The organism is Streptomyces sp. NPDC002536 (assembly GCF_053594995.1).
Map to the genome: position 1 here is coordinate 1 of NZ_JBSFWU010000153.1, position 12617 is coordinate 12617.

Sequence of the window (12617 nt, forward strand, 5' to 3'; positions counted from 1 at the left end):
GGGCGCGCGGCCGCCGCGCTGTCGCGAGCGGCCGGCGGATCACCAGCCGGCGGACTGCTTGCCCTCCCCCTCGGAGGGCAGCAGGATCCACAGGGCGAGGTAGAGCAGGAACTGCGGGCCGGGCAGCAGGCACGACAGCAGGAACAGCACCCGCATCGTCGTGCGGGAGATCCCGAACCGCCGGGCCAGGCCCGCGCAGACTCCGGCGATCATCCTGTGCTGACGGGGGCGGACCAGCGGGGCGGACATGACGGACTCCTCGTCGGTGGTGGAGGGTGCGGGAACGTTTCCCGACATCCACCACGCTACGGCTGCGATCCGGAGCAAAGCGTCACTCTAGGGGGCGATCCCGACCCTGGGCATCGTAGGGGTCAGACCCCGGTCCCGGTCCTCCCGGAGGAGGGGACGGCGGGCGGTCGCGTCCGCCCTGAGTCCCCCCTCGGGGTCCGCCGTACGACCTCCGCCGGACCCCGCCCGCCTGCGCAGCCGCGCCCGCACCGCCGGAACCACCGCCAGGTGCACGAGCGTCACCCCCGCCACGTTCAGCAGCAGCGCGTCGACGTCCAGGATCTGCCCGGCCACGCCGCTCTGCACGACCTGGAGCGCCAGGGAGAGCATGGCGCAGGTGAAGACCGTGCGGGTCAGCGAGCCCAGCGGCGACACGTCGAGCCGGCCCCCCGCCCACGGCAGCAGCACGCCCAGCGGCGCGTAGGGCACGATCCCCGTCCCTATGGCCCAGGCCGCGTCCCACGGGTCCATCGCCAGGTCGGCGCGGATCGTGGCCAGGGGCTCCAGGTGCGCGGCGGTCACCCAGGGTGCGGTCAGCGGGCGCAGGGCGAGCCAGCCGAGCACGAGGAGGTATGCGGCCAGGAGGACGCAGCCCGCGACGCGGTAGCGGTATCGGAGGGCGGGCGTACCGCCATAGCCATGACGCTGCACGCCCCTACGGACGCCGCGCGCGGGGCGTGCGGTTCCGCCTGCCGGGCACGGAGAGTCAGCGTCGCGTCAAGAGACGGTGGCGCCGGTCCCGCGGATGCTCTCCGGGTGCGTGCGCAGCTCGTCGGTGCACTGGTAGCCCTTGGGGTCCTCGTCGCCGGGCCCGCCCAGGACCACGGTGCCCCGGCCGTCGGCCGCCGCGGTGCCCCCGAAGGTGCACACGAGTTGGGCCAGGGCCACGGGAGGCAGCTGGTCGGGGGCGGTGTTCAGGCGCAGCGTCCCGGCGGGGTCGCCCTTGTGCGGGGCACCGACGGTCAGCCGGGCCGGGACGGACGTGGAGAATCCGGCCTCGTCCTCGGCGGGCGAGGGCTGCCGCCGCAGCTCGTCCAGGAGCGCGGAGGCGGCCTGCACGGCGTCGCTGTCGGCCGGGAGCACGACCGCGCGCGTCACGGGCAGTAGCTGCGAGGTGCAGACCAGTTGGACGGACACGGTGATGCTTCCGGTGGGCAGCGCGTTCTGCGCGCCGGGGCGCACGACACAGGTCGCGCGCGACGGGGCACTGCCCGCGTCCACGGGGACGGCCGTGCCGCGGATGCCGCAGCCGGCGAGCAGGGACAGCCCGGCGGCCAGCGCGGCGGCACGGGCGGCGGTGCGGCGGCGTCTCACTGCGCGCCCCCTTCCGTCGTGCTGCCGCCGTCCTCGCCGTCCTCGGTGAGGCTGGAGGCGTCGCGGGGCAGGGTGAGCGTGAAGACGGCGCCGCCCTCGGGGGAGTTGGCGGCCGTGATCTCGCCGCCGTGGATGTGTGCGTTCTCCAGGGCGATCGACAGGCCAAGCCCGCTGCCCTCGGAACGCGGCCGGGAGGCGCTCGCCTTGTAGAAGCGGTCGAAGACGTGCGGCAGCACGTCCTCCGGGATGCCCGGGCCGTGGTCGCGCACGTCGATGCGCAGCGAGTCGTCCTCGGTCCGCACGGAGACCCGCACCGGGGAGCCGCCGTGCTTGAGGGCGTTGCCGATGAGGTTGGCGAGGATGACGTCCAGGCGGCGCGGGTCGAGGCGGGACATGATGCCGCGCTCGGCGTCCAGTTCGACGGCGTCCAGCCAGGCACGGGCGTCGATGCAGGCGGTGACCTGGTCGGCGACGTCCACGTCGTCCAGGACCAGGCGGGCCGTGCCCGCGTCGAAGCGGGTGACCTCCATCAGATTCTCCACCAGGTCGTTCAGGCGCCGCGTCTCGCTGACCACGAGCTGCACCGCGGGCGCGATCATCGGGTCGAGGGAGTCGGCCTCGTCCTCCAGCACCTCCGTCACCGCGGTGATCGCGGTCAGCGGGGTGCGCAGCTCGTGCGACATGTCGGCGACGAAGCGGCGGCTCGCGGACTCGCGCGCGCTGAGCTCCTCGACGCGCTTCTGCAGCGCCTCGGCGGTCCGGTTGAACGTCCGCGAGAGATCCGCCAGTTCGTCGGTGCCCGAGACCTGCAGCCGGGTGTCCAGCTGGCCCTCGCCGAGCCGCCGGGCCGCCTCGCCGAGGCGCTGCACGGGCCGCAGCACCGTGGAGGCGGCGGCCTGGGCGAGCAGGGCGGAGCCGATCAGCGCCAGGCCGGTGGCGATGCCGAGCGACCAGGCCAGCGAGTTGAGGTCGGCGCGCTCGTTCTCCAGGGACTTCAGCAGGTACCCGGTCGGCCCGCCGCCGATCACCTTCGCGCCGCCCACCAGATAAGGCTTCCCGCCGAGCGTGATCCGCTGCCAGTACAGGTGGTACGGGTACGGGTTCGACTCGTCCACCCGGCGCTCCCGGTTGACCGCCGTGACCAGGCTCTGCGGAACGACCTTGAGCGGGAACAGGTCGCGGTCGGACGGCGCGGCGCAGTCGCCGCCGCCCTTGACCTTGCCGATCAGCAGCACCTCGTACTTCTGCGAGGTGGCCGCCATCCGGTCCGCGGCCTCCTGCAGTTCGGGGCAGGTGGGCAGCAGCGGCAGCGAAGCGGTGTTGTCCTGGAGGGACTTGCGGAAGTCGTCCAGGGCGGCGTTCTGGGTCCGGGTGAGCACCGCGTCACGGTTGAGCCAGTACGCGATGGCGGACGCCGACACCGCGGCCGCCAGGGCGACCAGCGCGAAGACGAGCATCAGCCGCAGCCGCAGGCTGATCCACCGCACGCTGAGCTTCAGCACGTTCCTGGCCGCGGCCCAGCCCCGCACCCGACCGGGCTTGTCCGTCACTGTGCGCTCTCTGCTTCCTCGTACGTGCTCTCGTGCGTGTTCCCGTGCGTGTTCTCGTTCACTGCGGGGCGTCCAGGCGGTAGCCGACGCCGCGGACCGTACGGATGAGGGTGGGGGAGGACGGCACGTCCTCGACCTTGGCGCGCAGCCGCTGGACGCAGGCGTCCACCAGCCGGGAGTCGCCCAGGTAGTCGTGCTCCCAGACCAGGCGCAGCAGCTGCTGCCGGGACAGCGCCTGCCCCGGCCGGCGGCTCAGCTCCAGCAGCAGCCGCAGCTCGGTCGGCGTGAGCTGGAGGTCCTGGCCGTTCTTGGTGACCGTCATCGCGGAACGGTCGATCATCAGCGAGCCGAAGGTCGCCGAGTCGCTGGACTCCCGCTCGCCGCGGCGCAGCACGGCCCGGATCCGGGCGTCCAGCACCCGGCCCTGCACGGGCTTGACCACGTAGTCGTCCGCACCCGACTCCAGGCCCACCACGACGTCGATGTCGTCGCTGCGCGCGGTGAGCAGGATGATCGGCAGCTGGTCGGTGCGCCGGATCCGGCGGCACACCTCGAAGCCGTCGATGCCGGGCAGCATGACGTCCAGCACGATCAGGTCCGGCCGCTGCTCGCGCAGCAGCTTCAGACCGTCCTCGCCGCTCGCCGCGGTCACCACACGGTGACCCTGGCGGGACAGCGACATTTCGAGGGCCGTGCGGATGGCGTCGTCGTCCTCGATCAGCAACAGGAAAGGCACGGTGGTCATTCTGGCCTAAGAGTGGCCGGTAGTTCGACAGACGGATCCTGTCACGACCCCGGCTTCGCCTGTTGCAGGGCTGTGACAGTCGGCGGACAGCGCGATGAAACTGGCCCGGCAGGCTGTGATGCACCGGGCAAGACCAAGGTCCGGGAGCACTACCGGACCGGCCGGCTCCACGACGGGGGGCGCGAGATGAACACCCTGCACAGCTCGACGACCAGCGCAGTTCGCACGCGCCTGCACGACGCCGGCAGGGGTTCGGAGAAGTCCGGTGCGGTAACGGGTGGACGGGGGTGCGCCCGCAGCACCGGACGCGTCCGGCCGCCGTACATGGTGGCTGTGGATGCAATCGCGTACGGGGAGAAGCCTGCTGCGGCGGCCGATGTCACCGACATCACGGGGGGACGCCGGCAGAGCGCTTCGCGGACGGAGGCCGAGTTCACCGCCTACGTCCAGGAGCGCCGGGCCTCCCTGTACGCGACCGCCTACCACCTGACCGGCGACCGGTACGAGGCCGAGGACCTGCTGCAGAGCGCGCTGTTCTCCACGTACCGCGCCTGGGACCGGATCACCGACAAGGCCGCGGTCGGCGGCTACCTCCGCCGCACCATGACCAACCTGCACATCAGCGCCTGGCGCCGGCGGAAGCTCAACGAGTACCCGACCGAGGAGCTCCCGGAGACCGTCGGCGAGCACGACGCGATGCGCGGCACCGAACTGCGCGCCGTCCTCTGGCAGGCGCTGGCCCGGCTGCCCGAACTGCAGCGCACCATGCTCGTCCTGCGCTACTACGAGGGCCGCACGGACCCGGAGATCGCGGAGATCCTGGACATCAGCGTCGGCACGGTCAAGAGCAGCATCTGGCGCTCGCTGCGCCGGCTGCGCGACGACGAGGCCATCGCCAACGGCCGCGCGGTCGAGGAGTGCTTCGGGGAACTGGTCGCCTGAGAGACCTGGGGGCAACGGGGGACACGGGGGGAAACCACAGAGGGGGGAAACGGGGGGAAAGGGAGCGGGCGGGCAGCCGGGGGGTCTGCCCGCCCGCTCCCGCCTTCACGCCCCGGTGACGGTGGCGGCGGGCGCCGCGTCCGGCACCGCCTCGCGCACCGGACCCCGTCGGCCCGCGGCCGCCGCGGCGATCCGGCCCATGGCCGTCTCCCCGCCGCAGGCGAAGGCGCCCAGCGCCGTCTGCCGCGCCACGATGCCGCGCTCGCTGCGCATCAGCCGCAGCCCGCGGCGGAGCAGGTAGAGCACGGGCTTGCGGGCCTCGCGCAGATCGCGCACCAGCCGGCGCCGGAAGGTCGTCGAGGGACGGCCGCGCAGGCACAGCGCATCCGCCAGCACGCCCAGCTCCCGGCAGCGGCCGATGATGTCGGCGGCGAAGATGCCCTCGGCGATGAACAGCGGCGTGCGGCCGATGTCGAGCACGCTCGTGCCCGTCCGGGAGCTGGTGGAGATGTCGTACACCGGGACCGCCGTCCGGGACGTGCGGCACAGCTCCTCGACGGCGGCCACGGCCGCGTCCGCGTCCCACGACCGCGGCGAGTCCCAGTCGGTGCCCGAGCCGTCCGCGAGCAGCGGCAGCGTGGGGTCGTCGCCCTCCTTGTAGAAGTCGTCGAGGTTGAGCACGGGCAGCCCGGTACGGGCGGCGAGGGACGACTTTCCGGAACCGGACGGGCCGGTCAGCAGGACGACGCGCGGATGGCAGGAGGAAGTCACGGGACACCAGTGTGACGCATTGGGCCGAACGGGGGATCCCCCCGGGTCGGGACGTGCGCGAAGCGTCATCACTCCGATACGTTCCGTTGCCAATCGCTGACGTAATTCTCCGACCCGGCAGGTGGTCATGGCCTCCCACGCACGGCACGCACGGCACGCCCGTACCGTGCCTCATCCCCCTCCGCCCTTCGCACGCAACCTGGTGCGCGTGGGGCTGACCGTTTCCGCAGGCGCCGCGCTCGTCGCGGGCAGCGCGGCCGGCGCCAGTGCCGCGGGCGCGGGACAGGCGCGCGCCCAGTTCGGCCGTACCGACGTCCTCGCGGCCGTCGAAGGCACCCACATCGCCCTGGAGAAGTCGCTCGAGGGCCTGACACCGGTGCTCAAGAACCTCCCGACCGACCCGCTGGCCAACACCGGCGTCGACCCGCTCGACAACGGCGCGCGCACGCAGGTCGCCGACTTCAAGCCCGTGGGCACCTCGCTGGCCACCGACCCGCTCGCCAAGGGCGGTCACGTGGGGGACCTGCCCGTGGTCGGCGCTGCGGCCAACCTGCTGCCGGCAGCAGGCGGCTCCTGAGACCGTCCGTACGTCTGAGCCCGTCCGTACGGACGACGACGGCGGCTCCCCGTGGAGGGGAGCCGCCGTTGCGCGTGTGCGGGGGCGGTCAGGCCGTCAGGCCGTCAGTACGCGGAACCGCCCGCGCCCAGCGAACCGGTCGGGTGCCAGACGGTCTTGGTCTCCAGGAACGCCGTCAGGCGCTCCGTGCCCGGAGTCGCGGACCAGTCCACAGGCTGTGGACGGAGCACGCGCTTGAGGTTGTCCGCCGCGGCGATCTCCAGCGCCTTGGCCAGCTCGGCGTCCGCGCCGGCCAGGTCGATCGCGTTGACGTCCTGGTGCGCGGCGAGCGACGGGGCGATCTCCGCGGCCTTGCCGGACAGGATGTTGACCACACCGCCGGGCAGGTCCGAGGTGGCCAGCACCTCGCCCAGCGACAGCGCCGGCAGCGGCGAGCCCTCGGAGGCGATCACGATCACGGCGTTGCCGCCGGCGATCACCGGGGCGATCACCGACACCAGCCCGAGGAACGACGACTCCTGCGGGGCCACGACGGCCACGACACCGGTCGGCTCCGGCGAGGAGACGTTGAAGAACGGCCCCGCCACCGGGTTCGTGCCGCCCACGACCTGGGCGATCTTGTCCGTCCAGCCCGCGTACCAGACCCAGCGGTCGATCGCCGCGTCCACCTGGGCGGCCGCCTTGGACTTCGACAGGCCCTCGGCATCGGCCACTTCACCGATGAACTGGTCGCGGCGGCCCTCCAGCATCTCGGCGATGCGGTAGAGGATCTGGCCGCGGTTGTACGCCGTGGCACCCGCCCAGCCGCCCGCGGCCTTGCGGGCCGCGACGACCGCGTCCCGCCCGTCCTTGCGGGACGAGAGCGGCGCGTTGGCGAGCCACTTGCCCTTGGAGTCGGTCACCTCGTACACCCGCCCGCTCTCGGACCGGGGGAACTTGCCCCCGACGAACAGCTTGTAGGTCTTGAGAACGCTCAGCCTTGCATCAGACATCGAGGTAGGCCTCCAGACCGTGGCGGCCGCCCTCGCGGCCGAAGCCCGACTCCTTGAAGCCGCCGAACGGCGAGGTCGGGTCGAACTTGTTGAACGTGTTGGCCCAGACGACGCCCGCACGCAGCTTGCCCGCCACGGCGAGCATCCGCGAACCCTTCTCCGTCCAGATGCCGGCGGACAGGCCGTACTGCGAGTTGTTCGCCTTCGCCACGGCCTCGGCCGGGGTGCGGAAGGTCAGCACGGACAGCACCGGGCCGAAGATCTCCTCGCGGGCGATCCGGTGCGCCTGGGAGACGTTCGTGAAGAGCGTCGGCGCGAACCAGTAGCCGGAGGAGGGCAGTTCGCAGGCCGGGGCCCAGCGCTCGGCACCCTCGGCCTCGCCGCTGTCGGCGAGCGCCGTGATACGGGCGAGCTGCTCGGCCGAGTTGATCGCACCGACATCGGTGTTCTTGTCGAGCGGGTCGCCGACGCGCAGCGTGGACATGCGCCGCTTGAGCGCGTCCAGCAGCTCGTCCTGGATCGACTCCTGGACCAGCAGGCGCGAGCCCGCGCAGCAGACCTGGCCCTGGTTGAAGAAGATGCCGTTGACGATCCCCTCGACGGCCTGGTCGATCGGGGCGTCGTCGAAGACGATGTTGGCGCCCTTGCCGCCCAGTTCGAGCGTGAGCTTCTTGTCCGTGCCGGCGACGGTACGGGCGATCTCCTTGCCGACGGCCGTGGAGCCGGTGAAGGCGACCTTGTCGACGCCCTCGTGCGCGACGAGCGCGGCGCCCGTCCAGCCGTCGCCGGTCAGGATGTTGACGACGCCCTTGGGCAGGCCGGCCTGGCGGCAGATGTCCGCGAAGAACAGCGCGGAGAGCGGGGTCGTCTCGGCGGGCTTGAGGACCACCGTGTTGCCCGCGGCCAGCGCCGGGGCGATCTTCCACGCCAGCATCAGCAGCGGGAAGTTCCACGGGATGACCTGGCCGGCCACGCCCAGCGGCCGGGGGTTCGGCCCGAAGCCGGCGTGGTCCAGCTTGTCGGCCCAGCCCGCGTAGTAGAAGAAGTGCGCGGCGACGAGGGGGAGATCGGCGTCGCGCGTCTCCTTGATCGGCTTGCCGTTGTCGAGGGTTTCGAGGACGGCGAGCTCGCGGCTGCGCTCCTGGATGATCCGCGCGATGCGGAACAGGTACTTCGCGCGCTCCGAGCCCGGCAGCGCGGACCACTTCTCGAAGGCCTTGCGGGCGGCCTTGACGGCCGCGTCCACGTCCTCGGCCGACGCCTGCGCGACCTCGGAGAGCACCTCCTCGGTCGAGGGGGAGACGCTCTTGAAGACCTTGCCGTCCGAGGCCTCGCGGAACTCGCCGTCGATGAACAGCCCGTAGGACGGGGCGATGTCGACGACCGCGCGCGACTCGGGAGCCGGTGCGTATTCGAAAGCCATGGTCAGTCCACCGTCACGTAGTCGGGACCGGAGTAGCGCCCGGTGCTCAGCTTCTGGCGCTGCATCAGCAGGTCGTTGAGGAGGCTGGAGGCACCGAAGCGGAACCAGTGGTTGGACAGCCACTCCTCGCCGACGGTCTCGTTGACCAGCACCAGGAACTTCATCGCGTCCTTGGTCGTGCGGATGCCGCCGGCCGGCTTCACACCGACCTGGACACCGGTCGTCGCACGGAAGTCGCGCACGGCCTCCAGCATCAGCAGGGTGTTCGCCGGGGTGGCGTTCACCGCGACCTTGCCGGTGGAGGTCTTGATGAAGTCGGCGCCGGCCAGCATGCCGAGCCAGGAGGCGCGGCGGATGTTGTCGTACGTCGACAGCTCGCCGGTCTCGAAGATCACCTTCAGCCGGGCGGCGGTGCCGTCCTCGCGGCGGCAGGCCTCCTTGACGGCCTTGATCTCCTCGAAGACCGACAGGTAGCGGCCGGAGAGGAAGGCACCCCGGTCGATCACCATGTCGATCTCGTCCGCACCCGCGGCGACGGCGTCGGCCGTGTCGGCCAGCTTCACCGGCAGCGCGGCGCGGCCCGCCGGGAACGCGGTGGCGACGGACGCGACCTTGACGTCCGAGCCCGCCACGGCCTCGGCGGCCGTGGCCACCATGTCGGGGTAGACGCAGACCGCCGCGGTACGGGGGGTGCCGCGGTCGGTCGGGTCCGGATTCAGGGCCTTGGCGCACAGGGCCCGGACCTTGCCCGGGGTGTCCGCGCCCTCCAGGGTCGTCAGGTCGATCATCGAGATCGCCAGGTCGATGGCGTACGCCTTCGCCGTCGTCTTGATCGAGCGGGTCCCGAGCGCTGCGGCGCGGGCTTCCAGCCCGACCGGGTCGACGCCCGGCAGGCCGTGCAGGAAGCGGCGCAGCGCACCGTCGGAGGCGGTCACGTCCGCCATCGACGCCAGTCGCTCCGCGGCTTCGTTGCCGTATGAGGGAACAGTGGGCATGGTCACCGGATGAGCATATCTACGCGCGTAGCGCGTGTCACTCCTTGCGGAGGTAACGAAATGGCGGGGCCCGCAAGATCGTTTGCGCGGTGTCCGGTCGTGCCGGGTGGTGGTCGGCGCAACGGTGGTGCGGGGGTGGGGGGTTGGTGCTGCCTCGCGATGGGGTGGGTCCGGTTTGGCGGGAGTGGAGGAGTGCCTCCCGGTTGCTGTTGATGTTCCGTGACAATAAGCGGAAAGTTCGGTCACTCAAGATCGTTTACTGTCTTTCTCAGCGACACCGTCTGACCTCTCCGGCCCCGACCGATCCGAGGGAAGCGGCATGCGAAATCCCTCCCTTTTCCCTCCTCGGGTCCTTCCGGGCCCAGTTCCGCCAGGAGCCCTGCATGTCTGCTCTGTCCCCGCGCCGCCGTTCCGCACTGCGTGCCGTTGTCACCTCCGCCGCGCTGGCTGGCGCGGTCCTCGCCCCTGCCGCTGCCGCGTTCGCCGACGCACCTGCGGTGCCGGGTGCGCCTGCGGCGCCTGCCGCGCCTGCCGCCAAGGCGGCCGAGCCGGGCACTGCCACCGTGCCTGCCCCGAAGGTGTCGGCCGAGGGCGACCGGAAGCAGGACCGGCAGTCGCAGAGTGACAAGAAGACGGAGCCGTCCTCGTTCACCCTTGTCGACGGTCACCGGATGGCGGTCGGCAAGGACCGCCTGGACAATTTCCGCGGTGAGCTCGCTGTCGACGGTCACCTCGTGTTGATTCTGTCGAGCAAGGGCAACAGCGTCGGTTACTGGGGCGGTATGCGCGTGGTGCTGAACGCGGACGGCACCGTGGAGTCCTCGTGGGCCGAGGGCGCCAAGGGTGAGGAGCCGGTCTCGTACGCCCTTGTCGACGGTCACCGGATGGCGGTCGGCAAGGACCGCCTGGACAATTTCCGCGGTGAGCTCGCTGTCGACGGTCACCTCGTGTTGATTCTGTCGAGCAAGGGCAACAGCGTTGGTCAGTGGGGCGGTATGCGCGTGGTGCTGAACGCGGACGGCACCGTGGAGTCCTCGTGGATCGGGGGCGGCAAGGGCGGGGGGAGCAAGGGGAATTCCGCTGCTGCCGCCACGCGTGGGCAGAGCACCGGTACCTCGGTGCAGGCCGTGTCGGCCGCTGCCGCCCAGACCAAGGCCATACCGGCGGGCGGCGTCGCGGCCGGTGCCGAGGGGGTCGGTGAGCAGGGTGGTGACCACCAGGTGCTGCTCGCGAGCGGTGGCGCGCTTGCGTCGGTCGGTGCCGCCGGCATCGGCTTCGCGGTGCTGTACCGGCGGCGCAAGGCCGTGGGTGCCAACGCCTGAGCCGTGGCCGGGTGTTGAGGGGCGGACCGCTGTCGTCGTGACAGCTGGTCCGCCTTTCTGTGTTGTCCGGTTTGGGTGCTTTGCGGAACTGGATCCCTCCCTCCCGGTTGCTGTTGATGTTCCGTGACATAGAACGGAAAGTTCGCTCACAGGTGGTCAATTACAGTTTTCTCAGCGACACCGTCTGACCTCTCCGGTCTCAACCGATCCGAGGGAAGCGGCATGCGAAATCCCTATCTCTTTCCTTCCTAGGTCTTTCCAGGCCCAGTTCCGCCAGGAGCCCTGCATGTCTGCTCTGTCCCCGCGCCGCCGTTCCGCACTGCGTGCTGCCGTCACCTCCGCCGCGCTCGCGAGCGCGGTCCTCACTCCCGCCGCTGCCGCGTTCGCCGACGCGCCTGCCGCCCCTGTGGCCCCGGCTGCCCCTGCCGCCAAGGCGGTCGAGGGCGGCGCCGGTACCACCGTCACCACCCCTGCCGCCCCGGCGTCCGCCGGCAAGGCTGTTCCGGAGCAGCCCAAGGCGGACAAGAAGACCGAGGAGAAGCCGGAGGGCGGCAAGGCGCCCGGCGCCGGCAAGGCCGGCGACAAGGACTCCGGGAAGGTCGTCGGGACCTGGTGGCCGCTCCGGACCGTGACGCTTGCCGATGGCACCGTGGTCGAGGTCTACGAGTCCGGTCCCGAGACGCACCGGGCCGACGTCATGTCGGGCGATGCGGTCGTCAAGTCGGTCAAGGCCGACGGCCGTGACGTGACCTTCGAGTACCACGGGATGACCGTCACGCTCACCGCTCTGCGCGGCGAAATCCTCACGGGCAGCGGCAAGGAGGCCGGCAGCCGGAGGTTGCCGGACGGCAGCGTCGTGAAGTCCTACCGTCTCGGTGACCACTACCGAGCGGAGATCGTCTCCGACGGTGAGGTCGTCAAGGTCCTGAACGCCTTCGGCAAGGACGTCACCGTCGGCTACAAGGCCTGGTTCGTCACGGTCAACGGGACCGACGGCAGCATCAGCTACGTGCGGGACTGGGACAAGGGCGGGGCCGGTCAGGGCCCGGTCACCTCGGCCGACCCGGCCGCGGCCAAGTGCCGGGTGACCAAGGAGGTTTCCATCGGCGCGGGCACCGTCGCCATCCTGATGAACGACCTCGAGGGCCCGAAGGCGGGCTTCAAGGACGCGGGCGACGGTGAGCAGGTCGGCACCTGGATCGACCGCAAGCACCCCGAGCTCGACGAGAAGTACGGCTTCCTGGCGCGGATCGAGGGTGCCGACAGCTCCAGCCCGAAGCTCGTGACCGGGGTGGAGGGCGGCCTCAAGACCCATGCCGTCAACGACTTCCCGGCGCTGCCCGAGGGCTGCGCCGGGGGTGACGCCAAGGGCGCCGGCACCGGTGCCGCCAAGGCCACCAACGCCTCGGTGCAGCTGGCGTCCTCCGACGCCGCCCAGACCAAGGCCATCCCCGAGGGCGGCGTCGCCGCCGGTGCCGAAGGGGTGCGTGAGGGCAACGACGCGGCGCTCGCTGCGGCCGTCGGTGGGTTTGCCGCCGTGAGCGCTGCCGGCATCGCGTTCACGGTGCTGCGGCGTCGCGCCGTGGGCGTCCGCGGCTGATCCGTGGGTCGGGTGCGGGGTGGGAGCGGGACGGGTCCTTCCGGGGACTGAACTTTTTACGGCGGTCTGTTCCACGCGAGGGTGCCCCGCCCTCTCGC

General features: G+C 71.5%; 13 protein-coding genes. 4 read left to right on the top strand and 9 right to left on the bottom strand.

Going from position 1 to position 12617, the window contains the following annotated elements:
• Positions 1-39 precede the first annotated feature (39 nt).
• The 5 genes from ACWD4B_RS33050 to afsQ1 form a co-directional block, all read right to left on the bottom strand.
• The gene (locus ACWD4B_RS33050) at positions 40-249 is read right to left on the bottom strand and encodes a PspC domain-containing protein (RefSeq protein WP_451424236.1); all 210 of its coding nucleotides are present in this window, start codon (positions 247-249) and stop codon (positions 40-42) included.
• Between the two features lie 87 nt (positions 250-336).
• Positions 337-939, bottom strand: coding sequence for a VanZ family protein (locus ACWD4B_RS33055; protein ID WP_451424228.1), 603 nt, complete (start codon positions 937-939; stop codon positions 337-339).
• A gap of 66 nt (positions 940-1005) precedes the next feature.
• Complete coding sequence (locus ACWD4B_RS33060) at positions 1006-1602, bottom strand: hypothetical protein (RefSeq protein WP_451424229.1); 597 nt, start codon at positions 1600-1602, stop codon at positions 1006-1008.
• Complete coding sequence (locus ACWD4B_RS33065; protein ID WP_451424237.1) at positions 1599-3059, bottom strand: ATP-binding protein; 1461 nt, start codon at positions 3057-3059, stop codon at positions 1599-1601. The genes ACWD4B_RS33060 and ACWD4B_RS33065 overlap by 4 nt, the downstream gene beginning before the upstream one ends.
• A gap of 151 nt (positions 3060-3210) precedes the next feature.
• On the bottom strand, positions 3211-3888 hold the full coding sequence (gene afsQ1 / locus ACWD4B_RS33070; RefSeq protein WP_336416172.1) for a two-component system response regulator AfsQ1: 678 nt from the start codon (positions 3886-3888) through the stop codon (positions 3211-3213).
• Positions 3889-4083: 195 nt separating this feature from the next.
• On the opposite strand from afsQ1, the gene ACWD4B_RS33075 reads away from it, so the two are divergent.
• Positions 4084-4839: a SigE family RNA polymerase sigma factor gene (locus ACWD4B_RS33075; RefSeq protein WP_451424230.1), complete on the top strand. Its 756-nt coding sequence runs from the start codon at positions 4084-4086 to the stop codon at positions 4837-4839.
• A gap of 105 nt (positions 4840-4944) precedes the next feature.
• On the opposite strand, the gene ACWD4B_RS33080 is transcribed toward ACWD4B_RS33075, so the two are convergent.
• Entirely contained in the window at positions 4945-5679 is a 735-nt protein-coding gene (locus ACWD4B_RS33080) for a uridine kinase family protein (RefSeq protein WP_451424231.1), read from the bottom strand.
• A gap of 139 nt (positions 5680-5818) precedes the next feature.
• Here ACWD4B_RS33080 and ACWD4B_RS33085 point away from each other — a divergent pair, with 139 nt between their 5' ends.
• The gene (locus ACWD4B_RS33085) at positions 5819-6187 is read left to right on the top strand and encodes a hypothetical protein (protein ID WP_451424232.1); all 369 of its coding nucleotides are present in this window, start codon (positions 5819-5821) and stop codon (positions 6185-6187) included.
• 104 nt (positions 6188-6291) lie between these two features.
• Here ACWD4B_RS33085 and ACWD4B_RS33090 read toward each other — a convergent pair whose 3' ends face one another.
• Genes ACWD4B_RS33090 through deoC form a run of 3 tightly spaced genes read right to left on the bottom strand, consistent with a single transcriptional unit; the run spans position 6292 to position 9597 of the window.
• Positions 6292-7179: an aldehyde dehydrogenase family protein gene (locus ACWD4B_RS33090; RefSeq protein WP_451424233.1), complete on the bottom strand. Its 888-nt coding sequence runs from the start codon at positions 7177-7179 to the stop codon at positions 6292-6294.
• On the bottom strand, positions 7172-8608 hold the full coding sequence (locus tag ACWD4B_RS33095) for an aldehyde dehydrogenase family protein (protein ID WP_451424238.1): 1437 nt from the start codon (positions 8606-8608) through the stop codon (positions 7172-7174). The genes ACWD4B_RS33090 and ACWD4B_RS33095 overlap by 8 nt, the downstream gene beginning before the upstream one ends.
• The gene (gene deoC, locus ACWD4B_RS33100; RefSeq protein WP_451424239.1) at positions 8605-9597 is read right to left on the bottom strand and encodes a deoxyribose-phosphate aldolase; all 993 of its coding nucleotides are present in this window, start codon (positions 9595-9597) and stop codon (positions 8605-8607) included. Before deoC ends, ACWD4B_RS33095 begins: the two co-directional genes overlap by 4 nt.
• Positions 9598-9980: 383 nt before the next feature.
• On the opposite strand from deoC, the gene ACWD4B_RS33105 reads away from it, so the two are divergent.
• Both ACWD4B_RS33105 and ACWD4B_RS33110 read left to right on the top strand, forming a co-directional pair.
• Entirely contained in the window at positions 9981-10919 is a 939-nt protein-coding gene (locus ACWD4B_RS33105) for a hypothetical protein (RefSeq protein ID WP_451424234.1), read from the top strand.
• A gap of 286 nt (positions 10920-11205) precedes the next feature.
• A complete protein-coding gene (locus tag ACWD4B_RS33110; RefSeq protein WP_451424235.1) occupies positions 11206-12519 on the top strand; it encodes a hypothetical protein in 1314 nt (437 codons plus the stop codon).
• The last annotated feature ends 98 nt before the right edge of the window (positions 12520-12617 follow it).

Excerpts from the sequence above, each read along its gene's own strand:
- ACWD4B_RS33050 (WP_451424236.1), bottom strand. The coding sequence starts at position 249 with ATGTCCGCCCCGCTGGTCCGCCCCCGTCAGCACAGGATGATCGCCGGA.
- ACWD4B_RS33065 (WP_451424237.1), bottom strand. The coding sequence starts at position 3,059 with ATGCTCGTCTTCGCGCTGGTCGCCCTGGCGGCCGCGGTGTCGGCGTCC.
- ACWD4B_RS33075 (WP_451424230.1), top strand. The coding sequence starts at position 4,084 with ATGAACACCCTGCACAGCTCGACGACCAGCGCAGTTCGCACGCGCCTG.
- ACWD4B_RS33080 (WP_451424231.1), bottom strand. The coding sequence starts at position 5,679 with ATGACGCTTCGCGCACGTCCCGACCCGGGGGGATCCCCCGTTCGGCCC.
- ACWD4B_RS33090 (WP_451424233.1), bottom strand. The coding sequence starts at position 7,179 with ATGTCTGATGCAAGGCTGAGCGTTCTCAAGACCTACAAGCTGTTCGTC.
- deoC (WP_451424239.1), bottom strand. The coding sequence starts at position 9,597 with ATGCCCACTGTTCCCTCATACGGCAACGAAGCCGCGGAGCGACTGGCG.
- ACWD4B_RS33105 (WP_451424234.1), top strand. The coding sequence starts at position 9,981 with ATGTCTGCTCTGTCCCCGCGCCGCCGTTCCGCACTGCGTGCCGTTGTC.
- ACWD4B_RS33110 (WP_451424235.1), top strand. The coding sequence starts at position 11,206 with ATGTCTGCTCTGTCCCCGCGCCGCCGTTCCGCACTGCGTGCTGCCGTC.